The following is a 26,461-nucleotide window of genomic DNA, read 5'->3' on the forward strand; positions in this document are numbered from 1 at the left end:
GTTATGGTGAACCCTATAATATGTAATCATTTCGTTATCATAGAACGGAATCAGAAAGGAGGATTGTCGGCGTGAATACCCGGACACTGGAGCAATGGATGCCGGACATTATAGAGAGTCTGAAAGCAAAAACACCCAATGACTTTCAGCGAATGATCGATGAATTTCTTCCTTATGACCTGGCCAGAATACATAGCCACCTCAGCGATACGGACCAAACCCGATTTCTGCAGTTTCTGAACGAGGAACAGCTGGCCGATATGATTCAGGAAATGGAGCATGACCAGCAGATCGAAGTTTTGGGCAAGCTGGGCAAAGAAAAAACAGCCATCATCCTGGACTTGATGGATAACGACGACCTCGCCATTCTGCTTGATGAGCTGTCGCCTGAGCAGAAAGACGAATTCCTCAAGGGAATGCGGGACGAGGAATCCCAATTTGTCCTGAACCTGATGAAATACCCGGCGGAAACTGCGGGACGAATCATGACCAATCGTTATGTGTGGATTCCCCAGCATTACACCGTATCAGAGGTCGTCCAGAAGCTGAAAACCTACGTCTCCATTTCCGAAACGATCAACTATCTGTACGTCATTGACCAAGACAAGAAGCTGATGGGCGTGGTGTCCTACCGTGGTCTTATCTTGGCCGAACCGGATGAATATATGGTCGATATCATGCACAGCCGGGTACTGTCCGTACCTGTGGATGCCGATCAGGAGGAAGTCGCGCAGATGATCCAAAAATACGATTTGGTCGCCATCCCCGTCGTTGAACACGATAACAAACTTGTAGGCATCATTACGGTTGACGATATTCTCGACGTCGTCATCAAGGAAGCCGATGAGGACATTCGGAAAATGAACGCCACCGGGGGCAAATCCATTGACTTCAACACCAAAGCAACCGTTGCCGCCTTTCGAAGATTACCTTGGCTGGTCCTGCTCTTATTCATCGGTCTGATCTCGGGAACGATCATTTCCCGATTTGAAGAGACGCTGGCACAGGTTGTGGCGCTGGCCTTCTTCATGCCCATGATTGCCGGAATGACCGGCAACACCGGCACGCAGTCGCTAGCTGTTATTGTACGCGGCCTGACTACGAAAGAAATGACCAAGTCGCTGGTGTACCGGCTGTTAGCGAGAGAACTGAAGGTCGGCTTGATGATCGGGGTCACATGCGGGATCCTGATATCCTTGATCGCCTACTTCTGGCAGGGCAATCTTTATCTGGGGCTTGTGGTCGGAAGCTCGCTGATTGCAACACTCATCGTGGGCACGATGGCCGGCACCATCATCCCCCTCATTCTGTTCAAATTCAAGATCGATCCGGCTGTGGCCTCCGGTCCACTGATTACAACCATTAACGATATCCTGTCGCTTGTCATCTACTTTGGTATCGCCACCCTGTTTCTTTCTTACATTTAGCCGAGCATGAGCTACTTCTTTTTTGGTTTACGGGCCAAATCGTGTGTGCACCTAGCCGCATTATGCCGCTTTTGATATAAGCATACAGGTTGCACGTTGTTGTCCTAATTATATGGTGAGTTTATCATATTTCCTTAGCAAAAAAGGGTTGCCTTACTTAAACATTACCAAAAAGTGACTAGGTCACTTCAAAGTGCGTACTTCTCAAGCCGAACCCTAACGTGCAAAATGACATTAATCAAGAACAAGACGTTAGGAGATGAATATATGAATACAGATCAACGTTCACATCATTCGCAAAAGACGGCATTGGTTGTAGGGGCCAACGGGGTGATCGGCCGCAACCTCATCGAATACCTTGCGACGCTTCCCGATTGGAATATCGTCGGCGTATCGCGCCGAGGCGGCGAATCCACGAAACGTATAAGCTATCTATCGGCCGATTTACTTGATCGCGAGGATACGGTCGCCAAATTAAGTCACTTATCGGAAGTAACTCACATCTTCTATGCCGCCTATCAGGACCGGCCAACTTGGGCCGAGCTCGTTGCCCCGAATCTGGCAATGCTCGTTCATGTTGTGGAAGCTATTGAGCCCATTGCTGCCAACCTGCAGCATGTCAGCCTAATGCAGGGCTACAAGGTATACGGTGCTCATCTCGGTCCATTCAAAACGCCAGCACGGGAGACGGATGCAAACCATATGCCGCCAGAATTCAATATCGATCAGCAGAACTTTCTTGAGGAGCGGCAGCAAGGCAAAACCTGGACCTGGTCAGCCTTGCGTCCATCCGTAGTCAGCGGCTTCGCCCTTGGAAATCCGATGAATCTGGCGATGGTCATTGCCGTCTATGCCTCGATTTCGAAAGAGCTCGGCATACCTCTGCGTTTTCCAGGTAAGCCGGGGGCCTATCACAGCCTGCTGGAGATGACCGATGCCGATCTGCTCGCGAAGGCTACAGTATGGGCCGCAACCGATGAACGATGCGCCAATCAAGCATTCAACATCACGAATGGGGACCTGTTCCGTTGGAACGAGTTATGGCCGAAGATTGCGCAGTATTTTGAGATGGAAACCGCACCGCCTCTACAGATGAATCTGGAAGTTGTCATGGCAGATAAAGAGCCGGTCTGGAATCGTATGGTTGAGAAGCATGGACTTGCGGATCACACGTATCAAGAGGTTTCCTCCTGGAAGTTCGGTGATTTTGTGTTCTCATGGGATTACGATTTCTTTGCAGACGGTTCGAAGGCCCGCCGCTTCGGATTTCATGAGTATGTCGATACGGAGGCCATGTTCATGAATATCTTTGACGAGCTCCGGCGGCGTAAGGTCATTCCATAAGTTTCTGTTTTCGAATAGCACAAGTAGAGCCGGCTATACGGGTGTATAGCCGGCTCTTTTCCTGCATGTTAATGCGTTTCCTCAAGCACCGGTTTTTCCAGAACGGTTGCGGACTCGCCATATTTTCGCTCGATATGAATATCGCCCCATCGGCACATTAAATGGAGAATTTCCTTCAAGCTCCAGCCATACTCGCTCAGTTCATACTCCACCTTGGGTGGAACCTGATTGTACGTTTTTCGTACGATAATGCCCTCCTCCTCCAGCTCCCGCAGATGCTGTGTCAGCATTTTTTGCGTGATCTGGGGAATCAGGCTTAAAAATTCGCTATTTCGTCTTTTACCGAAAGTAAGATGAAAGAGAATGACAGGTTTCCACTTTCCGCCAATGACCTCAAGCGTAGCTTCGACCGCGGTGTTGTACACTTTTTCCTTATACTCCATGAAAAGCCTCGCTCCTTCGTTCCACGATATGGCATTACCAGTGACTTCCGACCTCCCGCTTTACTTCTTCCACTATAACACGAACCCCTTCCTCAATCTGATCCAATCGTGCTCTGGAAATGCTGATACGTATAAACTTCTCGCGCATAAGGTTGTCAGATAGATAAAACAGCTTGCCGGACACCACATGAATGTTCCGCTCTTTCAGCCGCCTGATCAACCGCTCCAGGTTAACGGTCTGCGGCAGCTTAAACAGCTTATATATGCCGCCGTCGCCAGGTACGGCTTCAATCCATCCGGCTCCCTCGTATCGCTGCACAGCCGCATTCAGGGCTTGCATTCGAGTTTCATACTGGCTGTAAATCTTCTGTTTATGCCGTTCATACATTCCGTTGCTAATATAAATTTCAAGCGCCGCTTGGGACAGCAGCGACGTATCCCCATAACTTTTAAAAGCGCGGAACGTATCGAGCAAACGTTCCGGCAGGACGACGGCTCCCAGGCGTAAACCGGGGAAAATAATCTTCGAGAAGCTCTTCAAATACACCACATGCGATGTTCGGTTGTAGGCATAGATGGGATCATATCCCCGTTCCTCGCCTAGATCAGCCATATAATCGTCTTCCACGATATAAACGTCATATTTCGCCGCCAGATTAGCAATGGCCTTTCTCTGCTCTGCGCTGTAGGAGTTGCCCAGCGGATTATGGTATCTCGACATCGTATAGAAAAATTTAATATGTCCGGATCGAAATTGCTCCTCCAGAGCCTGCAGGTCAATCCCCGCTGCAGTGCGGGTGATTCCGATAACGGGCACTCCTTCACTCTCCAACAGCTGCAAATAATTATTGTAGCTGGGCTGTTCGACCAGAATGACGGACTTTCCGCCGGGAAACGGCATTTTTGTCAAAATCTCAAGCGCCTGCTGGGCGCCTGCCGTAATCATAATCCTCTCCGCGGAGGTGAACACTTGAGCTCCTGCCAAATGGGAGACCAGGGTGCGGCGCAGTTTCTCCATTCCTTGCGGATCACCATAGGTAAACAGCTCATATTTATAGGTATCAATCGCCTTGTTCAGGCAATGCTGAAAATCCAGATACGGGAATACGTTCACGTCCGGAGAAGCCGAGGCAAAATCAATCAAACTCTTATCCATGTTATTCGAATCCCCATCTTTCTGGACTACATAATAACCGCTTTGCGAAACCGAATAAATGGCGTGCCGTTTCTCAAGCTCAGTATAAGCACGAATCACCGTACTAATGCTGCACCCGTAGGATTGTGCCGCACTTCGAACGGAAGGCAGCTTCTGTCCTGAACGATATTGGCCTTCCTGAATTTTCGATTCCATATCGGTAAGAATGGATAAATATTTTTTCATGATCCCGCCCCCTCGCGACTCTTATTATACAGGATCTCACCACTGTATCGGTACAGTTGTCAAAATAGGGATTGGTTTCGAACACATCATTATCCTATATTCAAGTAACCGTTCGCTGCGTTGGGAACACCTTCCCGGCCTTAAGAATGAAGATAACTACGATAGGGAGCTGATTCATATGCCATCCATTTCGCATGCCGATTTTTTAACTACCGTACGTGAACGTCAAGCGGTAAAACATTTTGACCCCCAACACAACCTCAGCCATGAAGAGATTAAAGAAATGCTAGAGATTGCGAGTACCGCACCTTCCGCCTGGAATCTGCAGCATTGGACGTATCTTGCCATTACAGACAAGGTCACCAAAGACAAACTGTTACCCATCGCATATGGACAAAAGCAAATCGTTGAAGCCTCCGCTATCATCGCGGTATTGGGAAACCTGCAGGCCCATCAACATGCTGAAGCGATATATGACCAAGCGGTTCAGGCAGGATTCATGCCAGAGGAGGTCAAAACGAATCTGGTCCGGCAAATAATGAATTCCTACACCAATGCGCCTGAACTTGTCCGGGAAGAAGCGATACGGAGCGCCTCCATGGCCGCCATGCAGCTCATGCTGGCTGCTAAGGCGCGCGGTCTTGATTCATGCCCGATGGGCGGATACAACTCAAGCCTCTTTATTGAAGCATTCGGGGTTCCGCGCCATTTGATTCCCGTTATGCTGGTTGCGATCGGTAAGAAGTCCGTACCGGCTCATCCTTCAACCCGTTTACCCCTAGAAGAGACGGTCTTTTGGAATCACTTCTAATGGCAATCCAAAAAGATCTAATATTTTTAGGTGAAAAACCTAATTTTATTAGGTTTTTGGAGAGGAACACGTCTGATAAAATGAATACAAGCGCTTACAAAGTGATGATCCAAGGAGGAACCGTAATGAACAAGCCCGTACAGCCTAACGAACCGATCGTAACCCATATCTATACTGCAGACCCATCCGCCCACGTATTCGAGGGTAAAATTTATATTTATCCATCCCATGACCTGGATCATGAGAACACGTCCAATGATAACGGCGACCAGTATGACATGGAAGACTACCATGTTCTCTCGATGGAGAATGTGAATGCTCCCTGCGTGGACCATGGCGAAGCTCTTCATGTGAAGGATGTGCCATGGGCCAAGAAGCAAATGTGGGCACCGGATGCTGCCTTCAAGAACGACACTTACTATTTATACTTCCCTGCCAGGGATCATGACGATATTTTCCGTCTTGGCGTAGCGACAAGCTCGTCTCCTTACGGCCCCTTTAAACCGGAGCCTCATTACATCCCGGGCAGCTACAGCATCGACCCCGCCGTATTCGTGGATGACGACAACCGTGCCTATATTTACTTCGGCGGCCTCTGGGGCGGACAGCTGGAACAATGGCAGACCGGATCGCACATTCCGGATGCGGAAGGGCCTGCCGCAGACGCGCCTGCCATCGGACCGCGGGTCGCTGAGCTGAGCGACGACATGCTTACTTTTAAGGAGGCGCCCCAAGAAATATCCATCGTGGATGACAAAGGCAACCCGATTGTTGCAGGGGATGAAGAGCGAAGATATTTTGAAGGACCTTGGGTCCATAAATACAACGGAACCTACTATCTTTCTTATTCCACCGGCTCAACGCACAAAATCGTCTACGGCACGAGTCAAAGTCCAACGGGGCCTTTCGAGTTCAAAGGCACGATTCTAACTCCCGTAATCGGCTGGACGACCCATCACTCCATCGTTCAGTTCCAGGATAAATGGTACCTCTTCTACCATGACAGCTCCCTTTCCGGCGGAGCGGACAATAAACGCAGCGTCAAGTTTACCGAGCTGACCTACAATGAGGACGGCACCATTCAGACGATTGACCCGTACGACAAATAAGGCAAGAGAAAGGCTGGATTCCAAGATGTGGAGTCCGGCTTTTTCTTTTCATTTTGTGTACCGCTCCTACGCTGTCGTTGTTTAGGGATATAAGGTTATGGCTGCCATTTTTATGATATCCTGTGGTTAAATGATCACATATTGATTATAATGAGTGGTAAGAGACGAAGAACGTCCCAGCGCATTCCTAACACGGAGTGAGGCCGGGACGTTCTTTTTTTATTTAGGAGGTAGGCGGTCGAATGGATTTTGAAAAGGCACATGGGATTTTTATGCATTTCCATCTGAGGAACAGAACCGGAGAACGAAGGGTCCGTCTGGAACGAGGACATGACGAGGCCGGGGCCTTATTCTGCCAAAATGTATGGTGGCCGCTGCGTGGTGATTTCCGCGATCTACATCCTCAATTCGAGGTGTTGGATTGGCGCGGACGGTCCTATTACTGCAGCTTTGCTTTCATCACCCCACATCTGAGACTAATCATCGAGGTTAAACCATTCAGCACGTATACAACCGAGATGGACCGGCAGAAATATTGTAACGATCTGAATCGGGAAACCTTTTTATTCGCCATGGGGTATCAGGTGATTTCATTTGCTTGCGATGATGTGACTCACCGCCCGGAGCTGTGTAAAGCACTCCTGCGAATGGTTATAAACCGATATCTGTCAGAACCACATTCAACAAGCATATCTTCGGTAACAGAACGTGAAATTATCCGATTTGCATGCATGCTTGCACGGCCCCTCCGCCCGATCGATGTGAAGACACATCTGCGCCTGAATCATCGGACGGCCCTTCGCTTCCTTCATTCTCTTTGCAACAAAGGACTGCTGATTCCCGTCACCGGATCGCAAGGCAAACATGTCGTGAAATATGAGCTTCATCCTTATGCAGCGCAGTGTCTATAACTGCTATGGAGAAGGCCTCCCGAACGGATGGGCTCGCGCTCTGCCGTAAAATAAACAAGCTGACCCATCGTTCATGGAGTCAGCTTGTTTGGCAGTTCGCATCGTTCATGTGCTGCAATCCCGCCCATTACACGCCCTTTTTAAACAAAGAGAATGAGTAAATCGCTGGAGCCGCCACAATCAGTATAATGACGGGGACTATGGCGACGGCGAGGCTCGCCTTCAGAAATGCCGTCAGGATCATGAATGCTCCGCCTGCCATCCATAAATACCCCGCAAAACGATGCGTTTTATTCCAATTATCCTGGCTATTCAGCGTCCAAGGCAGCTTAATGCCAACCGTATAGTTCTGTTTGCTCTTCGGCAAATAATTGCCGATGACCACGAGAAGCATGCCCACGATAGCCGGCGCAATCGTCTGGATCGGCAGCTCGGCCCCTATGGCCTTGAACAGCGTGACCGGCATGAGAATGAGAGACAACGCGGGGATCAGCCATAGACCCATCGTTCTTAAAACCGGGGCGGCGTTCATTTTCTTAGGATCGTTGTTAAGCCCTATATTGACAATGACGTTAATAACCGCCGTAATCAACGGAAGCACAAACGCCGCAACCGCCTTGGACACATAATTATCCGGATTGCCCGCCGCGTCCCAGTGAACTGCCACCTGCTCAGGCAATTGGCTGTACAGCGTCATCGATAAAATAATCGGCAGCAAGCATATCAGCGTTGTTATAACCAGCATCGAACTATTCTTTTTCCTCATCTTGTTTCCCCCCGTTAAATTGTGAAAACCACAGCATGATTTCTTCGAAGACGGACACGTTGATCTCATAGTAAATATAATTTTTATATTTCGTTTCAAATATAAGACCGGCCTTCTTCAGCTGCGACAGATGATACGAAATGGTTGCCCCGGTCATATCGAAATGCTGCCCGATCTCTCCGGCTGACATTTTGCCGCGCTTGAGCATAACCAGGATGTCCCGTCTCACCGGATCAGATAACGCTTTGAATGTTTCCGGAAACCCCAATGTGCATCACCCATATTTCTATTTAGAATTTCATCTAAATACATTATCTCTTATTCCTGTGCCGAATTGCAATACCTATTTTGAAAAAAATCTAAATAGAAGGTAAAATGAGCATCCCGACAAGCCCCATAGCCATGATAGTAATCGTAGTTTTCCTATAAAAAACAAAAGCCCGCCACGGACCCGCATTACGCGCTGATCCATAGCAGGCTTGCTTCACGGCCTGTTTATCCAAGCACCTTCTCAAATACCGGAAAGCTTGCCGCTCTCCCTGGGAAATTCACTTCTCCCCGCAGGTCATAACCTAAGCCTTGATACAGCTTGAGCGCAGCCGTGTTCTTGGCATAGGTATCCAATCGTAGACTCGTGTAACCCTCTCGCACGGCATATTCTTCGGAGAAGGCTATCAGTTTTCGCGCAACTCCCTGTCCTTGGGCTTCCGGATCGACAGCAAGCCGATGCATCATTAAATGAGGCCCTTTCAACTGCTTCCAGTTAATGGTCTCATACTGCTCATCCTGCGATTCGTCAAGAACGATGATCCCTAAGATGCGGCCTTCGCCCTCAGCTGCAAACAACGTTCCTCGCTGCAAATCCTCACCAATGACCTCTCGGTTCGGATACTGATCATCCCATTGATCGCTGCCTCCAGCCTGCATGACCGCAACACAGCGGGCTATCAAAGCCATGATTTCTTGAAGCTCCTCTATTCGTCCTGTCCGTATGTTCATATTCATCGATGCACCTACTATTGTTTTTTTAGAACATTTTACTATGCTTGGACGGCTGCAACAACATGTAAACATGAAACTCAACGTCATCCCACGAATTACTTGGGTGGGATAATACCTTTAAAGGTTCCATTACAGATACCCTTTTATTTAAGCAATGTAAGAGTCACCTCTATTGTATTCATTACGAATGAGCGCTCCGGACGGGATTTCAACATGACGGTCAACCCAATCAGCGATACGATCAGCGCTTGGGATAAAGCTTTCGCGTCTGTGCCGCTCGCAAGCTCGCCCGATTGTATGCCTCGTTCAATGGTTTCTTGAAATATGACCGCCAGGTACATCTGATGCTCCCTTGTCAGAATTTCAAATTTCTCATCATGAGGCGCAAGCTCGACCATCGTATTGATGCAAAAGCACCCTCGGCTGCGGCTTTCGGAATATTCCTCATCAACCACATTTTCAAAAAACGCCCGAAACGCCTCCCTGACCGATCGATGGTTTTGCAGCCTGGTCCGCGCCTCGGAAGCATGTAACATGGTGTATTTGCGCAGAGCTGTTTCGAACAGCTCCTTCTTGTCTCCAAAGGCTGAGTATATACTGGGCCGCTGAATGCCCATTCTGGAAGTCAAATCGCTTAATGAGGTAGCCTCATACCCCTTCTCCCAAAATAACTGCATCGCTGCATCTAATACTTTCTCTTCATCAAATTCGCGGACTCGTCCCATATTGAATTACCTCTCGTTACATTTGATTTTAAGGAAAACTTCATGATCACAAAGGGAGCAAAGAGCCCTTTTTCATTACCAATCGGTATAATTAAGTTTATGATGTGCGGCTGCTTTTGTCAAACACCATTTTTCTGTATATTGCAGATTTATATTAAAAAATCCGTTGTCACCTTTATGCTTGAAATAAACCCGTTGACATGGATCGTAAGGATAGGATATATTTATCAGGCGATTTATCATACCGATCAGTACATATAAAATTCGAAAGGGTTGGTGCACACAATGGAAGAGATGATAGCACAAAAAGCAGTCCATGATGAAACAGCGGCGAATGCATCAAAAGGGACGGTGACCACGGCCGAATCCGGTAATCGTATGCCTCTGACTCGATACGTTACCTTATTGTTTGCGATTGCTTGCGGTATGTCCGTTGCCAATATCTACTTCGCTCAGCCGCTGCTCGATGAGCTGTCGTACGAGTTCAACATGGACTATGCCGTCATTGGAATTCTGATTACCGTCACACAGATCTTTTATGCATTGGGACTGCTGCTGCTGGTGCCTCTGGGGGATTTACTGAACCAGCGCCGATTAATTATCGGGCAAATGGCGGTCTCCATGGCGGCTCTCGTTATCGTTGGAACTGCTTCATCCGGCGCGATGCTCTTCGCAGGTTTGGCTTTGGTCGGATTGCTTGCCGTAGTAACGCAGACGATTGTGGCGTTCGTGGCGACCGTAGCTGCTCCTGCTGAACGAGGGCGAGCCGTAGGTATGGTAACCAGCGGAATTGTGATCGGGATCCTTCTTGCGCGAACCATTTCCGGAGTTTTGAAGGATCTTGCAGGATGGCGTTCGGTTTATCTATTTTCTGCCGCGTTGATGCTGCTCATGGTTTACGCCTTATATATGACACTTCCAAATGTTGAGCGTAAGGTAAAAACTCTTTCCTATTCTCAACTGCTGAAGTCGGTACTGGTGTTGTTCCTTCAAGAACGTCTACTACGTGTCCGCGCTGTTTTGGCTATGCTGATTTTTATAGCTTTCAGCATTTTGTGGACGCCATTAGTGCTGCCTCTTAGCGCGCCCCCACTATCCCTTTCGCACTCTGCCATCGGGGCGTTTGGTCTCGTAGGCGTCGTGGGTGCATTGGCTGCAGCAAAAGCCGGTAAGCTAGCCGATCGAGGTTACGGACAAAGAACGACCGGAATTGCATTGTCCCTGCTATTGCTGTCATGGCTGCCGATCAGCTATACAGAACGGTCCCTGTTTGCCTTAGTCATTGGTATTATTCTGTTGGACTTGGCGGTACAGGCCGTGCATGTCACGAATCAGAGTATGATTTTTGCATTGCGCCCGCAGGCGCGCAGTCGCATGGTTGCCGGGTATATGATTTTTTATTCCATCGGAAGTGCCGCCGGTTCCATTGCTTCGACCCATATCTATGCACAGTATGGTTGGCATGGAGTTTGTGTGCTTGGAGCCTCCGTCAGCGCTGTTGCTCTTATATTTTGGGCTGTGACCAAAGGCGATAAAGGTGCCCATTGACAATAAATTCAAACTACAATAGATCGCCCCCACAGGGTGGCGATCTTTTAGAATATCCACGAACAGTAGCAGCCTTGCCGGCCCATACGTCAATCATTTTGGAAACTCTCTATTTAGCGTTAAGAATGGCGTTCCTCAGAATAACAAAAGACACGCCGTATGGGCGTGCCTTCAACATATTCTTATGGTGTTTTCCCCAGGATCACTTCGCCTGTCGTCTTATTCCAGGACATCGGAATGCCAAGCTTTGTCGTGATCAACTCCAATGGAAACATGCTCGAATTAGCCAGGAATGGAATGCTGGCATCTTCTCGCGTCACCTTCCCGTTCACCAATACAACGGCGGGATCACTGGATTTAATGGACACGGTATTCCCGCCATAAGAGAAAGACCATACTGGAAATCGATGATTTCCGTGTTTCGGATCCGGATTCGACTGTCCGCGCTTCACTTTGATCCCGAGGGCTTCAAAAACGCTAGTATACGGTACATACAGCTTGCCTTTCACAATAGCGGAAGAACCGTAGAAGCTAACCGATTGTCCGTTTGTCGTCCAGGACAGAGGAGGCTGTACCATGACTGGATTCCCATCGTTCTCGTTAGGCGAGCCGTTGCCTTGATATTTCTCTTCTCCCCAAGCCAGCAGCTTACCTTCCTGATTGGTTGCATAACCTGAATATCCATTGCTTCCCCAAAGCGCCTTTATACCTGTCAAACCTTTCACTTGAAAAGGCTTCGCCGTCGGGTCCTTATAATTCCACTGCCAGACCGTGCCGTCATTTTTAAGCATGTACAAACGGTTGAAACCCGTTCTTATCTCTTCGATATCTTTAAGCCCCTTCACCGCAACCGGTACTTGCTCCTTCGTATTTCCATTCCACCGCAGCACCGTCCCGTTCTCATGGAGCAGGAACACTTCGGACCAGTTGGCAGCGATTCCGGTAATGGAGGAAGTAACCAGCGGTTTAATCTCACGGAACTCGCGTTCCAGCCGGTACCGATCGTAGAAGCTGTTATATACCGTTAACATATTAACGCTGCCGTCATCACCGAGAATCAGCGCCTCATGTCCGGCAACCACTATTGTTTTTGCATTTATGACTCCCTTGATTGGAAAGTACTTTACCGTCATCTTTAAATGATCATTCGGATCAAACGTCGGATTCCATATCGTTGCAGACCCATCCTTATGCAATGCGACAGAACCATGGTTTGAAATAGCCAAGCTGGCTACATCCTTAAGTCCTTCCAGCTTGATCAGCCCTCCCCGTTTTTGGAAAGGTAACAACGGATCCCCGTTAATATAAGGAGAGTAATAATCGCCCCAGGCCCACACGTCCCCGTTCTTGTCCAAGGCAAATGAAGAATTGTCCCCTGCCGCCACCTGAACAATATCAGTTAAACCCGCGACTTGCTTTGGCACCAATTGATGAATGCTAGTCCCGTCACCTACTTGACCTGACTTGTTATAACCCCAGGCAGTCACGGAGCCGTCGCTCCATGCCGCAACACCATGTCCGCTGCCGCCAGCCACGCTTACCGGTGTATGCGGTGAATCTCCATGCACAGCTTCGACAGCTCCCACACTGTCCATTGCCATACAATTGACTGCTAACAATATCGTCACTAACATATAAGCTACTCTACGATTCAATACCTTCACGTATGAGGCCTCCATTCTCGATCTTTATAATGGTATATAATACCATACAAAAGATAGTATGGAAAAAATAGTATACTTCCCGTTTTGCTTGCTGAAATCCGTAATACTTAGGGTTGCCGGATTCAAGCCTATGTCTGCTGAAACAAGGTTGCCGTCACCTGGCAGTCTGAGCACAGGAACATATAATAAATGCCTTCTCCATACTCCTCGATCTGTTCCCAATCCAGCTGCCCGATGAATATCATGCTTTGGGAACAGCAGGAGCAGGACGGATATACGGCGTCCTGTATCCAAGCCGGGTAGCCGCCGATTTGCGAAACCGCCGGACCGAGCGTCCAATAGGCCGCATAATAGCTGTTGCGAGGATGGTCCGCAAGCCGTAAGGACTTCCCCGCCGCCGCATAGCTTCTATCATCCTCCTCGGAATCAGGCTCCGGTAGATATTCCGGTTTAATATTAGCTTGGCTCCATTCGGATTTTCCGTGGAAATCCACATCCATATAGATCGTATTGTAACAGCTGCATTTCACACAGGTGCACACCCGCAGCCTCTCTCCGGTCAACCCCAAGAAATGAAGCTTCGGTTGACTGATGTCCAGATCCGTCAAGGTGGTCAGACCGCTTCCGCACCATGGACAGAGAGCGGAATTCTCCTTCAAAAATTCAACGGGTTCAGGTTCTGCTGCATAGTTGCTTTCTGATGGCACTATTTTCGCTATGGCGTAGCTGTCATGGTAGAATAGCCGGCGCTTACTTCCTTTCTCCGTAAGCTCCCAGCCCCCCTCATGCGCATAAGCTTCAGGCGGGACGTATAATTCCTCCGCCCATGATGGAGGCACGGTCCTCCATTCTTGAAATTGGTGCACGACCTGATCATCCCCGATCCAAGCCAGGGCGAGCAGCAGATGGTTGCGGTTATCCTTGTCCTGTTCCACTTGTTGAAGCAGCTCGCCGCGGCTACGGGCGGAGGCATCTTTGAACAAAATGCCGGGGTAATAGATACCGCGCTCCATCAAAGTCGGGATACAGGATTCAAGCGACTTGTTCTGATAGCAGACCAGGGACACAAGAATCTCTTGGCAAGTGTCCTCATCGCCCGATTCCAGCAGATCAAAAGCCATGGTCAGCATGCGTTCGGCCTCGCCTGGAGATAACGCCGAATATACCTCTTCTCTTTTCAGAGGATAGGGAATATATCGAATCAAAGGATCCCGCTTCAGCGGGGCATGCATGATCTTAAGGATCTCTACAGGATCTGTAATCCCTTCGTATAAGTCGATATCTCTCCGATTTTGTTCTATGTAACGCTGCCGTTCCTTACGCTCCATTTCTTGCTTGCACGGCATGCAATAACCGCCAGTCTTGGCCGCGGTTGCCGGTAATATCGTTGCCGTACATCCTTCGCTTCGGCATGGCAGCCGTTCTGTCATGCTTGCCCCTCCTTTTTCTATGGTAAGTCCATCCAGCTGGATCCCGGCTCCTATTCTATGGTAAGCCCACCTCAGCTGGATCCCGGCTCCTAATTCCTCTTGGCCATGAATCTCCACTATTAACTATAGCTTTCTTTTCATTCCCATATCAACAAGGAGCTCTCTTATAGACCCCGACCGGCAGGCTATGGGGTATCGGCATATTAGGAGCATGATGATTGAAAATCTTCTAACGTCTCCATGGAATCGTGAGCACTGCTCCCTGAGCGGACGGTGTGTGGTCCAGGACTTACTCTACATTGTTATCCCTCCATATACAGTGTGCGTTGTGAATACTCCTTGTGTATGTACTCTTAACGGCGGAACCGGTTGGCACATCGCTAAGCTAGCTCACCTTAGCGATTGCGCGAACCCTGTTCGCCACGTGGGATGTAGCGGCTCCCAGCCGTACTCCTTCCGGGCTTTGGCATTCGAAGCGCCGCGTTCGCCGCGCTTGCTCCCCGCTTGATATGCTGGAGCAGGCGCGTGCAGCGCCTCAGCATACACCGGCAGCCACGACGTTCCGGCAGCAGGCTCGTCATCTACGATATTGACCGGACCCGTCGGCCAGTCCAATGCCTGCAGTACGGCATTCGCCGCATCCTCGACATGGAGAAATGACATAACGCCATCCGTTGCTGGAAGAGCTCGAGTTCGTACCTTTTCCGCCATCACCCCGTTGGCATCGTACCACGTGCCGGGACCGTAGAACATTCCGTACCTTAGAATGACGTGGTTCGGCAGTTGTGCAACGTCATGTTCCAGCGAGATGATACCGTCTATCGTAGACTTGCGCGGCGCAGGCGCCTGGACATCCAGAGGGACGTTCTCGGTGGCGGGATAATCCCCGGGTTCATAGGCCCAGGCAATGCTCTGGGCAATCATGCGTTTAACGCTGTGGATCTGCGCGGCTTCTACCAGATGACGGGTGCCCTCCATCCGAATCCTCGCATTATCCTCCAGATTCCATTGGCTTAACGAAGTGAGCTGATGGATAATGACATCCGGCCGCACTTCCCCAATCGAGGCTATGATCCCTTCCCGATCAAAGGCATCCGCAACGATCCCCTTGGCTCCCCATGATTCAATCAACCCTTTCCGCTGAGGGTCGTGGATCATGCCTATAACTTCATGGCCAGCTTGCACCAGTCTGGGAAGTAAGCGCTGGCCGATAACGCCGGTAGAGCCCGCTACGAATATTTTCATAAATGACAACCTCCATTCCGCTGCATATGTCCCACCCATCAAAAATGGGATATTGGCAGTTTCATCTTAGCATGACGGATGGGCAGCTATAAGTACCACTTTTCATCAAGTCAACCATGCCATTTCATTCGATTGAGAGGTTATCCCGCAGTTGAAAAGAGTATAGGACGCTCGCATTTTTGACAAACGTGACCGAGCATCGTAGTTTGGCAAGCACGACAAGACACATTGGGACAAGCATGGATATAGCACCCGCCTTTTGATAAATGCACAACATTATCGTAGTATTACAAGCACGACAGAGCACGCAGCAATAAGCACTCTTCATTCAACACAAAAACGCACCACATCAAGTGGTGCGTTTTTGCGGGAACAGCCTTCTTCTATCATTACTCTTCGTCTGTTACATCACTAACTGATACTTGCATGTGGCTGTGCAGCTGCCGGCACTCCGGCTGATCACACACGCCATAGAAGGTAGCGATTCGATTCGTATCCACCGTATCGACTTCAGCGCTGCAATGCCTGCACAAGATGACGCCCATTTCCAACTTTTTAACGGAAGTGTTCATGCTTCACTCATCCTCTCCAGTATCAGATTGTTATGTTTTTTTATAATTACTTCATGTGATTAATGTACATTATAATTAAATAATACACAATATATATTCATAAATTTGTTAAATATCGTTATATATGACGTCATATTTATAGAGACAACATAAAAATCGCTCCATTTAATAACTGAAGCGCTTCATGGCCTGAACTTGCGAAGATCACGCAATCACATGCTTTTTTAATCAATTGGAAGAACTATATCGCTGTCACACATAGCTGGTTGCAAAACCCGTAAAACACGAGTTATACTAGCCATCATAAGGACGTGAAGAACACGCCGCTTCTATGCAAAGTGCCCCAATGGAAGGATTGGGGTTGCATTGTATGGAGCGGCTTTTTTTATTTTTTAGCGCGCAATCGCATTCCATCTTAATACTAAGGAGGAAAATTGAACATGTCACGGTTTGATCAACAATATGAGCTCTGGATACACACGAATATTTTGAATGAAAAGAACTCCCGCAGGCTCGAAATCCTTCATAAAGGGTTAGGCCACGGTACCGTCGAGTTTCTGCGCTCGGTGTGGTTTCCCGCGATCGGTAATTTCAATGACTTGCATCCTGAATGGGAAGTACGAGATTTCAGCAATGGTTATCGTTATTTAGACCTTGCCTACATGCCCGGTGGTGCGAGAGGAGGCATCGAAATCCAAGGATACGGCCCGCATGCCCGCGATTTGGACGTAAGAAGGTTTAAGGATTTATGCCGCCGTCACTGCTTACTGGCACTGGATGGTTGGACATTCCTTCCCATTGCCTACCCCTCCATCGTCGAAGAGCCAAAACAATGCCAGCAGCTCATTTTATCCTTCGTTGGCAGATTTGTGGCGTCAGATGTACCTGCTTCCTTAAGTTGGCTTGAGGCAGAAGCTGTCCGATTTGCGCGGCGATTGCTGCGCCCGATAACCCCATTAGAACTCGCTAATCATCTTAGGGTGAGTGACCGGCATACCCGACGCTTATTGCATAAACTGGTCGAGCTTCAGATACTGGACATAGCAAGCGGTGAACAACGAGCCCGTACCTATAAACTCCGCTTGTAACACAGTACCTGACGGTGCATGCATCAGTCATGCAGATATCCAAGAGACGAATAAACAAACTAGTGGACACCAGATCCGTTATTCCGAAAAAAACAGCCACTTTTCCCGTTCTTCCGGACTCAGAATCCGCTATTTACTTAAAAAACCACGAATTATCGCCATTCTCTATGCAATAGCGGATCTGGTGTCCTCATATTGTCCAAAATCTACCCATTCAGACGTAATAGCGGAACCTCTGTCCTCATAACATCGCAGTAGCCAAACGCGAGGACCACGCCTCATCAAAAACATCTCTAAACTCCGCTCATCTCTAAAGTCAACTTGTAACACAGTACCTGACGGGAGCACGCATCAGTTATTGCCGATACCCAAGAGACGAATAAACAAACTAATTGGACACCAGATCCGTTATTCCGAAAAAAACGGCCACTTTTCCCGTTCTTCCGGACTCAGAATCCGCTATTTACTTTAAAAACCACAAATTATCGCCATTCTTTATGTAATAGCGGATCTGGTGTCCTCATATTGTCCAAAATCTACCCATTCAGACGTAATAGCGGAACCTCTGTCCTCATAACGTTGCAGTAGCTAACCACGAGACCACGCCTCATCAAAAACATCTCTAAACTCCGCTCATCTCTAAAGTCAACTTGTAACACAGTACCTGACGGGTACATGCATCAGTCATGCAGATATCCAAGAGACGAATAAACAAACTAGTGGACACCAGATCCGTTATTCCGAAAAAAACAGCCACTCTTCCCGTACTGAACTGTGACCCGATTTGTGGACAGTTTGAAATAAACCGCCTAGAGCTTAGCTAGCAAGCAGATGACCTCTGAATTCATCGGGGGTCATCTTTTTTAATGTCCACTGGTATCGTTCTGAGTTGTAGTAGCTTATGTACTCCTTCACTCGCACCCTCACTTCATCAATAGTTTGGCAATCGCTAAAATCAACGTCGTCTTTCAAGTGACCGAAGAATGATTCCATCGGGGCGTTGTCCCAGCAATTGCCTTTGCGCGACATCGACTGCTTAAATCCTGCCTTAGCAATGAGAAGACGGGTTTTAGGATGCGTGTAGTGCATCCCTTGGTCGGAGTGCAGAATCGCTTCTGGATGAATGTTTCCATCTAATCGCTCTAAAAGACGCTGTAGCGTCCGCTCGACAATTGGAAGCTCGAGTGTTGCTGCCACGCTGTCGGCAAGGATCTGCCTGGTCGCCCCGTCCTTCACGCAGGAAAGGTATGCCCAGTGTCCGCTTCCATAGCGCAAATAAGTGATGTCAGTGAGAAACACTTTCTCAGGTTCGCCTTGGTCAAACTTTCGCTCCAGCAGGTTCGGACACGTCTTGTGCTCTTGAGTTGCCTTAGCCATCTTGCGGTAGGGGTTCGCCTGACGGATTACGGCTACCAAGCCTGCCTTTTTCATAAGCCGGCGAATCTTCTTGTGGTTCATGACAACGCCGCTTATCTGTTCCAGCCGCATCTTAATCACAAGCGCACCTGCTTTGCCGCGGAGCGCGTCAAAGTGCTGCTTGATGAGAAGGATGTCCTGCTCGTCGGCGGCAGCACGAAGTTGACGATCTTCTTCCGTCCCCAGCCACCTGTAATAGCCGCTTGGACTTACTTCCACGAGCTCGCATAGATAGCGTGTCATTCGTTTCAGGCCATATGCCCGAATGGTGCGATTTATGATCTCATAGCGCTCGGAGGGCGTCAGCGTTTCTTCTTCTGCCGATCGAGCGCTTCGAGCTTTTTTAGCATGTCCACTTGAGCTTCAAGCAGTTTGATCTGGGCCTTAGCCCGTTTCAATTCTTCTTCGGCTGACAACTGACCAGTTGGCTTGCGCCCTGTACTGCCCTTACCGCGCCGCTCTGTAGCCAAACCTTCCTCACCGTACAGTTCGAAGGTTTCACGCCACCGTTTTAAGCTGTCCTTGGGCTTCTTATGACCAATAACGTCCAGGTCGAAGCCGGCACGAATAAAGATTTCTGAAGGTGTCTGCCCCTGCTTGTAGGCTTTCAGCGCCTCCAGCTTGAATGCAGGTGTGTATGTAATGGCCGCCTCGGTCACATGGTGTACGTTTGGATTCTCCTCCAGCTTCCTCATTTGCTCCTCGGTAAAGAGCACCCGTTTCAACTTCCCCATTCTCGTATCACTCCTCGTCACATACCTTGATTAAAACACAAATGACCCACAAGAAGTCACTTTTTTCAAAGTGTCCATCTTATGGGTCACAGTTCATACTTCCGGACTCAGAATCCGCTATTTACTTAAAAAACCACGAATTATCGCCATTCTCTATGCAATAGCGGATCTGGTGTCCTCATATTGTCCAAAATCTACCCATTCAGACGTAATAGCGGAACCTCTGTCCTCATAACGTTGCAGTAGCTAACCACGAGACCACGCATCATAAAAAACATCTACTCTGCTCTTCTTTCAATTCAACTTGTAACACAGTACCTGACGGGTACATGCATCAGTCATGCAGATATCCAAGAGACGAATAAACAAACTAGTGGACACCAGATCCGTTATTCCGAAAAAAACAGCCACTTTTCCCGTTCTTCCGGACTCAGAATCCGCTATTTACTTAAAAAACCACAAATTATCGCCATTCTCTATGCAATAGCGGATCTGGTGTCCTCATATTGTCCAAAATCTACCCATTCAGACGTAATAGCGGAACCTCTGTCCTCATATTACCCTAAACCCACCCGTCCAGACGTAATAGCGGAACCTCTGTCCTCATATTACCCTAAACCCACCCGTCCAGACGTAATAGCGGAACCTCTGTCCTCATATTACCCTAAACCCACCCTTCGAGACGTAATAGCGGAATCTCTGTCCTCATATTACCCTAAACCCACCCTACGAGACGTAATAGCGAACCTCTGTCCTCATAACGTTGGAGTAGTCAATTCAATCCAGTTGATAAACCCTAAGTCCCATATAACAGAATCCGTTCAGTTCGGCACCATCACCCGGTTTTGCAGCGTCGTCAGCATCTCATCCCAATAACGCCTCATGATCTCTCTCATATAAACATCATCGAGCATCTCCTGGTGAATCGCGATGGTTGTTTTTCCAGTCTTCGTGGACAACACATAGATTTGCAGCCGGGACGGGTTGTCCCACTCCTTGCGTTTCCAAGTCAAGCGCAGCTTATGGTAGGGTACGACCACCGTAATTTTGCCGGACACGCCTTCCTTCGATTCATACTCATGCCCGACCTGCAGCTCCAGAGAAGGAACATCCCCGATCCATAATGACAGTCCCTCGGAAGACATGAGGAAATCCCAAACCCTCTCTTTTGTCGCGGCCATCGTCTTTCTGACCCCGATCTGCACCCCGGCATCTTTGGATAAGCCGACGGGCACCCGCCCCATGACCTGCTCATACATGACGGCGATCCACTCGCCCCATTCCCCGGATACCTGATGCTGCTCAACGATATGGTTTCGGATCTGCTCATGTGACCAGAGCGGGCCCACTTCCTGCCCAAGGGCCACAATCCATTCCTCCCACGAACGTTCGGTTGCTTTCATCACTTCTTGTTTAAAAATCGTGCCTGCCATCGAGCTCTCTCCTCCCTGACGCTATCTGTTGGAGTTCATTATATAATACAAACACTGACAAAGAAGGTCAGTGTTTATCTTCAGGATTGATAATATTTCAAGAGGGACTCCGCAATGTCGATCATGCCTGATTTCAGTTCCTCTGGCCCGATGATTCGAATCTTCCCGCCAAATGACAATAGGTAGTAGGCAACTTGCGTGTATAACATATGCTCATCCAGCCTGAACACCGCATGCTCCGCCGTACGTTCGACGAGGGCTTGACTGAGCAGCCAATGCGCGCATAAATCGTCCAAAGCTTGAGGGAGGCCTTGGATATGTACGGAAACCAAATGAGGATTGGATTCGGAACCTTGCCCCGATAACAAGCTGTCCAATACGTATTCCCGCGGGGAAAACGACGCCGGACGGTCAAACGCGTTGTCGGTATGCCGGATATCGCGCATACGGTCGACGCGGAAGCAGCGAATTTCACCGCGCAGATGGCAATGGCCCACCGCGTACCATTTGCTTTTCCAATGGACGAGTCCGTAAGGATCCAGGATACGTGGTTGTGTTATACCGTCATAGCCTGTGGCGTAGTCGATCTCGAGGCTGGATTGCCGGTCGATCCCCGCCTCGATCTCATGCAGTATCCTGGTAAGCGAAGAAGCTGTAGGAGGATGGATGGCCTCAATACTGCTTTCGTGGCGCTCCAAACGCTCCAGCTGTTCCGGATTCGTATATCGTTTTATTTTGGAAACGGCTCGATTAAGCGGCTCTTCGGATGGATAACCCGCTTCCCGTGCGAATGCGGCGGCATGAAGAAGCGCCTTTTGCTCATCGGCCTCAAAAAACAGCGGCTCCAGCTTGATATGCTCCGGAATGGAGTAGCCTCCATCGCGCCCAATCTCGGATACGACAGGCACGCCGGACATACAAAGCGCGTCAATGCACCGGTAAACCGTCCGGATATGTACACCCAGCTCCTCCGATAGTTGTTTAGCGGTCATTCTTCTTCGCGATTTCAGAAGCCATATCATCGCCAGCATATTATCGGCTTTAGACATCGTTATGCAGCAGCCCTTCCCTTGGAATTCTTATATGTCATCACATTATATATCACTTCCTAGTAGAAGGTTTAGAGATTTCTTCCTGCTTAATCCGGATGGTAATCACCGATCCTCCACGTTCCGAAGAGAAAAGCCGACCCTCTGAAGGATCGGCTAGTCAATGATTACATCGTGTGGCACTGCTACCGACGGTGAGTGGTCCGTGGCATGCTTGAATGTCTGTCTATATCCTTGAATGATTCCTTGCTTCATCAGCTGTCATAATCATGCCCTACGGTGAATGATGACTTTTCCTCAATGATCATGGTCCACCGTGATGACAACGCTGCCCCTCTTGCGTCCTTCATCCACGTACCGGTGCGCCTCGGCCATTTGCTCCAATGCATACCTTCTGTCGATAACCGGCTTGATCTTTCCCGTTCCCAGCAGCTCCGCTAGCAATCTCAGATCCTCCATCAGCACCTTGGCTACCCCCTGCCCTTCAACGGTTACATAGCTCCCGCCCGGGGTGAGCAAATGCTTGCATTTGGATTTTGGCAGTTTACCGACCGCGTCCAGAATGATGTCGTATCGATCTCCGGTCGTCGTAATGTCCTCTTTTGTATAATCAAGGACCCGATCGGCTCCGAGCGACCTCACCAGCCCCATATTCACGGCACTGCAAACGCCGGTTACCTCTGCTCCATAATGTTGCTTAGCAAGCTGTACGGCTAACGTCCCAACCGCACCGGACGCTCCGTAAATCAGAACCTTGTGTCCCTGCCGGATATTCCCTTTTCTAAGAAAATGCAGGGCCGTCGTTCCTCCGAAAGATACGGCGGCGGCATCGTCATAAGTCACATGATCGGGCTTTAACAGCAATAACGCATCTTCACGCATGCAGATATATTGGGCATACGTACCGAATCGCATTCCCCTGAATGCCAAGACCTGATCGCCTGCCTTGAATTGCGTAACATCCCTGCCAATCGCTTCGACTTCCCCCGCCAGCTCTACCCCGAGTATCGGTTGTCTTGGCTTTCTCAGACCCAGCACCAGCCGCATGGGAATCCTGTACAAAAGAGGACTGCGAAATCCCCGCACGCGGCAATCCCCCGAATTGACGGTGGTTGCATAAATTTTGATCCGAATTTCGCGATCCTTTGGGATCGGCTTCTCTACCTCTTGCAGCTGTAAAACATCCGGTGCTCCATAAGCGGTGCATACCATTGCTTTCATGGGTTTCCTCCAAACTGGCATTTGCAATCAGTATATCTGCCGTCAGGTACCGGGACATAGATACTTAAGTATGGTTTTCTTATGGACAGCAGTATGGTTCTCTCATGGATTGCGGTATTGGAAGGGAGATCGCTATGGATGAATATTTATGCTACGATTGTCACCTTATAGTAAACCCAGCTCTCGCGCTCGCGCTACAGCTTCGGTACGGCGCGTGGCCTGGAGTTTATCGAAAATCATCCGGTTATGCCCTTTCACGGTGCTGAGCGTAACAAAAAGCCTCTCGCTAATCTGACGATTCGATAGCCCTTCGGCAATGAGACGCAGAACCTCCATTTCCCGCCGGCTTAGCGGCTCAATCAGAGAATCCGCAGGCTGAACAAACCCAGGAACGAATACGGATGTGACTCCACGTTCCAGTCCTTCAGCCTCAAATGCATGCAGCAGTCGCTCCAGATAGTCATGGATGGGCCATAACAGCTTCTGCTCCGGCTTGTCTACAGCTCCTCTTAAGGACAGCTGCTTGGGTTTGTCTACAGCTTCCCTTAACAGCTTCTGCTTCGATTTGTTTACAGCTTCACTTAACAGCTTCTGCTTCGATTTGCTTACAGCTTCGCTTAATGGCCAGTGTTTCTGCTTATCTATCTTCTGCCTCGGTTTGCTCAAAGCTGCTGCGTTGATCAATTCCCGCATCGGCTCCCCTTCATCGATAAACATCCGGATGAAGCCGCCCGGCTCGCCCATCTCCAGCACATCCGCAATAACCTGGGCCGCTCTCCGTTTCTCCCCATGGGCGTGAAGGGCCAAAGCCTGCAGTACCATCACCTTAAGCTGTTCGTTCACCCATTCCTTAACCTCCATATCCGTCCGCAGTTGTTCGAGGATGACCAGCGCCTTCGCCGTATCCCCCTGTGACAGCAGCGCTCTGGCTAGGCTTAACTTGAGCTCAAACCTCTGGGCAAGCTGCAACGCTGAACTGACATCCCCTTGCCGCAGCAGGGCAAGCACCTGTGCCTCGGCAATATGGGGCAGCTGATGCGTGAAATGATGCTGACGAGCGAAGTGATCCGCCTTGGCTAACATGGCAGCCGCTTCGCTCATCGCTCCCCGTGTAAGCTTCAGCCTTGCGAGCAACACCTCGCAGGCCACGCCCCTGTCGATATGCTCGAACTGCCCGGCCAAGTGGAGGGCCTGCTGCCCATGCTGTTCCGCGGCATCCAGATCATTCCACTCGCTGCATATTCGGGCTAGGCCCAGATGTGCTTCGCATGCTGCCGGCAGTGGAGGATCGCCCGCCAAATCCAGAACACGCCGATACGTCTCGGCCGCAACATATAACTGATTCTCCGCTTCCTGAATCATTCCGAGTCCGAGCGTCGCCATCATGTTGATCGTGATGTGCCCAATCTTCTGACTGATGATCACGGCTTCCTGATACGCCTTGCCAGCCGCGGCACGCTCCCCCTGCAGCTGGTAGGCATACCCCAGCGTCCATATCGTCGCTGTGCGCACGGGCAGATTATGCGGACTCAAAAATTCCAAGGCCCGGCGCGATTCCGCCATGATGGTTTCCGTCTGATGTTGACTGACAGCAAGCGTGGCACGTATGGAGGCGATATGCCCTATAAGATCCCGGGTATAATCGTCCTCCGCAGCTTGCAGATAGGTTTCGGCGGCTTGAAGTTTAGGTTCGATACCGGTCATTTGACCGACCATTAACATCGCAGAAGCATGCATGACATGTAGCGCGGGCCTTGCATCCATCTCCTCCTTAGGCAAGGAATCCAGCCAATGGAGCACAGGGCCTATTGCTCCACGGAAGATCAAAGGTGTCCCCTTCCCTTCAATAAGGCGTGCGGCGCGATCCACATCCGAAGCGGCAATCGCATGCTGGAAAGCTTCCAGCAGAAGATCTTGACGTTCATGCCATTCGCTGGCACGACGATGCAATTCGGACACGTCCCTCTCACCGCCAACCGCAGAAGCACCCGTTCGGGTCAGACGCTGCCGAAGCGCATCCGAGAACAGATGGTGATATCGGTACCAGCGCCTCTCCTTGTCCAGCGGAACAATGAACAGGTTGACGCGCTCCAGGTACTCCAAGGTTTCTTGCCCGGAGATGGCGCTCAGCCGAGAATCACGAACTTCGCTCCGAAGAACGTAGTCACACAATGGACCACACAACTGCTCAAGAATGGAGGTGTTTAGCAAAAAATCCTGAATATCCTCGGGCTGCTGCTGCAGTGCTTCTTCAACCAGGTAGTCCAGTACGTCACGGTGCTTGCCGCCGAAGGATCGGATAAAGGTGGCAGCGTCATGATGGCCCTGCAAAGACAGCGCCGCTAATTGCAGGCCGGCAATCCAGCCCTCCGTGCGCGATTCGAGGAGCGCTGCATCCTCCGCTGACAAATCCAGTCCCATGGAGCGGCGCAGAAATTCAGAGGCTTCATCGGATGTGAAGCGCAAGTCTGATGTCCGCACTTCCGTCAACTGGTCCCGGACACGCAGCCGGGCCAAGGGCAGAGCGAGATCCTGGCGGCTGGCGATAACTACATGCATCTGCGGCGGCATGTGCTCGATGAGAAAATCAAGAGCGCTGTCTATCGCTTTGGAATCCAACACGTGGTAATCGTCAAGAACCAGAATGAACCGATTCGGCAGGGCCGCTATGTGGTTAAGGATGGCCGTGACGATACCTTCGAGCGGCAGAGGAAGAGGGGACGGCGCTTGGAGTTTGCTCATAATGCCCTCTCCGATTTCAACCCCGACGGTTTGCAGGGCGGCCACAAGATAAGCCAGGAATCTTGCTGGCTCACGATCCTTCTCCTCCAAAGACAGCCAGGCGACGGGCAGCGGGGAGTCTTTGATCCATTGGCTGAGCAGCGTAGTTTTACCGCAGCCTGCAGAGGCGGAAATCATAGTGAGCTTGCGCTGCAGACGCAGCCCCTCGTTCAAACGCTCGATTAGGCGGAGGCGAAGAACAGCCCTCGATCGGGGAGAAGGTATATACAATTTTGTAGACAAAATAGGCGTGGACATCATAACCCCCGTTATGCCGTCATTGCAGCATTTTTCAACATATATATTATGATAAAGTGTTCGACAGCCAACCGGTTTTCCCTCTTGTCCGCGATATTCGCTT

General features: G+C 49.7%; 23 protein-coding genes. 7 read left to right on the forward strand and 16 right to left on the reverse strand.

Annotated features, from left to right (window positions below):
* Positions 1–71: 71 nt before the first annotated feature.
* Together mgtE and AC0VZ8_RS24740 are read left to right on the forward strand one after the other, a co-directional pair.
* Positions 72–1,427, forward strand: coding sequence for a magnesium transporter (gene mgtE / locus AC0VZ8_RS24735; RefSeq protein ID WP_475484736.1), 1,356 nt, complete (start codon positions 72–74; stop codon positions 1,425–1,427).
* A gap of 267 nt (positions 1,428–1,694) precedes the next feature.
* Positions 1,695–2,771, forward strand: coding sequence for an SDR family oxidoreductase (locus AC0VZ8_RS24740; protein ID WP_475484737.1), 1,077 nt, complete (start codon positions 1,695–1,697; stop codon positions 2,769–2,771).
* Positions 2,772–2,839: 68 nt separating this feature from the next.
* Here AC0VZ8_RS24740 and AC0VZ8_RS24745 read toward each other — a convergent pair whose 3' ends face one another.
* Positions 2,840–3,214, reverse strand: a complete 375-nt coding sequence (locus AC0VZ8_RS24745; RefSeq protein ID WP_475484738.1) for a winged helix-turn-helix transcriptional regulator — start codon at positions 3,212–3,214, stop codon at positions 2,840–2,842.
* Positions 3,215–3,248: 34 nt separating this feature from the next.
* Entirely contained in the window at positions 3,249–4,595 is a 1,347-nt protein-coding gene (locus AC0VZ8_RS24750; RefSeq protein ID WP_475484739.1) for an aminotransferase-like domain-containing protein, read from the reverse strand.
* Between the two features lie 178 nt (positions 4,596–4,773).
* Between AC0VZ8_RS24750 and AC0VZ8_RS24755 the strand changes: the two genes are divergently transcribed.
* The 3 genes from AC0VZ8_RS24755 to AC0VZ8_RS24765 all read left to right on the forward strand — a co-directional run bounded on the left by AC0VZ8_RS24755 (position 4,774) and on the right by AC0VZ8_RS24765 (position 7,426).
* Positions 4,774–5,406: a nitroreductase family protein gene (locus AC0VZ8_RS24755; RefSeq protein WP_475484740.1), complete on the forward strand. Its 633-nt coding sequence runs from the start codon at positions 4,774–4,776 to the stop codon at positions 5,404–5,406.
* 125 nt (positions 5,407–5,531) lie between these two features.
* Entirely contained in the window at positions 5,532–6,515 is a 984-nt protein-coding gene (locus tag AC0VZ8_RS24760; RefSeq protein ID WP_475484741.1) for a glycoside hydrolase family 43 protein, read from the forward strand.
* A 242-nt stretch (positions 6,516–6,757) separates the two neighbouring features.
* Positions 6,758–7,426: a hypothetical protein gene (locus AC0VZ8_RS24765; protein WP_475484742.1), complete on the forward strand. Its 669-nt coding sequence runs from the start codon at positions 6,758–6,760 to the stop codon at positions 7,424–7,426.
* 127 nt (positions 7,427–7,553) lie between these two features.
* On the opposite strand, the gene AC0VZ8_RS24770 is transcribed toward AC0VZ8_RS24765, so the two are convergent.
* The 4 genes from AC0VZ8_RS24770 to AC0VZ8_RS24785 all read right to left on the reverse strand — a co-directional run bounded on the left by AC0VZ8_RS24770 (position 7,554) and on the right by AC0VZ8_RS24785 (position 9,919).
* Complete coding sequence (locus AC0VZ8_RS24770) at positions 7,554–8,192, reverse strand: SdpI family protein (protein WP_475484743.1); 639 nt, start codon at positions 8,190–8,192, stop codon at positions 7,554–7,556.
* A complete protein-coding gene (locus AC0VZ8_RS24775) occupies positions 8,176–8,460 on the reverse strand; it encodes an autorepressor SdpR family transcription factor (RefSeq protein ID WP_015736836.1) in 285 nt (94 codons plus the stop codon). The genes AC0VZ8_RS24770 and AC0VZ8_RS24775 overlap by 17 nt, the downstream gene beginning before the upstream one ends.
* A 227-nt stretch (positions 8,461–8,687) precedes the next feature.
* Positions 8,688–9,191: a GNAT family N-acetyltransferase gene (locus AC0VZ8_RS24780; RefSeq protein WP_475484744.1), complete on the reverse strand. Its 504-nt coding sequence runs from the start codon at positions 9,189–9,191 to the stop codon at positions 8,688–8,690.
* Between the two features lie 146 nt (positions 9,192–9,337).
* On the reverse strand, positions 9,338–9,919 hold the full coding sequence (locus AC0VZ8_RS24785; RefSeq protein ID WP_475484745.1) for a TetR/AcrR family transcriptional regulator: 582 nt from the start codon (positions 9,917–9,919) through the stop codon (positions 9,338–9,340).
* Between the two features lie 378 nt (positions 9,920–10,297).
* Here AC0VZ8_RS24785 and AC0VZ8_RS24790 point away from each other — a divergent pair, with 378 nt between their 5' ends.
* The gene (locus AC0VZ8_RS24790; RefSeq protein ID WP_475487754.1) at positions 10,298–11,467 is read left to right on the forward strand and encodes an MFS transporter; all 1,170 of its coding nucleotides are present in this window, start codon (positions 10,298–10,300) and stop codon (positions 11,465–11,467) included.
* 182 nt (positions 11,468–11,649) lie between these two features.
* Here the strand turns inward: AC0VZ8_RS24790 and AC0VZ8_RS24795 are convergent, their stop codons facing one another.
* From AC0VZ8_RS24795 to AC0VZ8_RS24810, 4 genes are all read right to left on the reverse strand, one after another.
* Positions 11,650–13,131, reverse strand: coding sequence for a stalk domain-containing protein (locus tag AC0VZ8_RS24795; protein ID WP_475484746.1), 1,482 nt, complete (start codon positions 13,129–13,131; stop codon positions 11,650–11,652).
* Positions 13,132–13,259: 128 nt separating this feature from the next.
* Entirely contained in the window at positions 13,260–14,561 is a 1,302-nt protein-coding gene (locus tag AC0VZ8_RS24800) for a DUF1963 domain-containing protein (RefSeq protein WP_475484747.1), read from the reverse strand.
* A 390-nt stretch (positions 14,562–14,951) separates the two neighbouring features.
* Entirely contained in the window at positions 14,952–15,806 is an 855-nt protein-coding gene (locus AC0VZ8_RS24805) for an NAD-dependent epimerase/dehydratase family protein (protein WP_475484748.1), read from the reverse strand.
* 389 nt (positions 15,807–16,195) lie between these two features.
* Complete coding sequence (locus AC0VZ8_RS24810; protein WP_260068725.1) at positions 16,196–16,378, reverse strand: GapA-binding peptide SR1P; 183 nt, start codon at positions 16,376–16,378, stop codon at positions 16,196–16,198.
* A 440-nt stretch (positions 16,379–16,818) separates the two neighbouring features.
* Between AC0VZ8_RS24810 and AC0VZ8_RS24815 the strand changes: the two genes are divergently transcribed.
* Complete coding sequence (locus AC0VZ8_RS24815; RefSeq protein WP_475484749.1) at positions 16,819–17,466, forward strand: transcriptional regulator; 648 nt, start codon at positions 16,819–16,821, stop codon at positions 17,464–17,466.
* An 816-nt stretch (positions 17,467–18,282) separates the two neighbouring features.
* Here AC0VZ8_RS24815 and AC0VZ8_RS24820 read toward each other — a convergent pair.
* The 6 genes from AC0VZ8_RS24820 to AC0VZ8_RS24845 all read right to left on the reverse strand — a co-directional run bounded on the left by AC0VZ8_RS24820 (position 18,283) and on the right by AC0VZ8_RS24845 (position 26,358).
* Positions 18,283–19,188, reverse strand: coding sequence for an IS3 family transposase (locus tag AC0VZ8_RS24820; RefSeq protein ID WP_341035036.1), 906 nt, complete (start codon positions 19,186–19,188; stop codon positions 18,283–18,285).
* A complete protein-coding gene (locus AC0VZ8_RS24825) occupies positions 19,185–19,616 on the reverse strand; it encodes an HTH domain-containing protein (protein ID WP_007127449.1) in 432 nt (143 codons plus the stop codon). Before AC0VZ8_RS24825 ends, AC0VZ8_RS24820 begins: the two co-directional genes overlap by 4 nt.
* 821 nt (positions 19,617–20,437) lie before the next feature.
* Positions 20,438–21,049, reverse strand: a complete 612-nt coding sequence (locus AC0VZ8_RS24830) for an SRPBCC family protein (protein WP_475484750.1) — start codon at positions 21,047–21,049, stop codon at positions 20,438–20,440.
* A gap of 80 nt (positions 21,050–21,129) precedes the next feature.
* Positions 21,130–22,098 (reverse strand): helix-turn-helix transcriptional regulator, encoded by a 969-nt coding sequence (locus AC0VZ8_RS24835; protein WP_475484751.1) that lies wholly within the window; start codon positions 22,096–22,098, stop codon positions 21,130–21,132.
* A gap of 297 nt (positions 22,099–22,395) precedes the next feature.
* A complete protein-coding gene (locus tag AC0VZ8_RS24840; protein WP_475484752.1) occupies positions 22,396–23,319 on the reverse strand; it encodes an NAD(P)-dependent alcohol dehydrogenase in 924 nt (307 codons plus the stop codon).
* 165 nt (positions 23,320–23,484) lie between these two features.
* Positions 23,485–26,358: a winged helix-turn-helix domain-containing protein gene (locus AC0VZ8_RS24845; protein WP_475487755.1), complete on the reverse strand. Its 2,874-nt coding sequence runs from the start codon at positions 26,356–26,358 to the stop codon at positions 23,485–23,487.
* Between the last annotated feature and the right edge of the window lie 103 nt (positions 26,359–26,461).

Source organism: Paenibacillus sp. QJM3NY_38 (genome assembly GCF_056173265.1).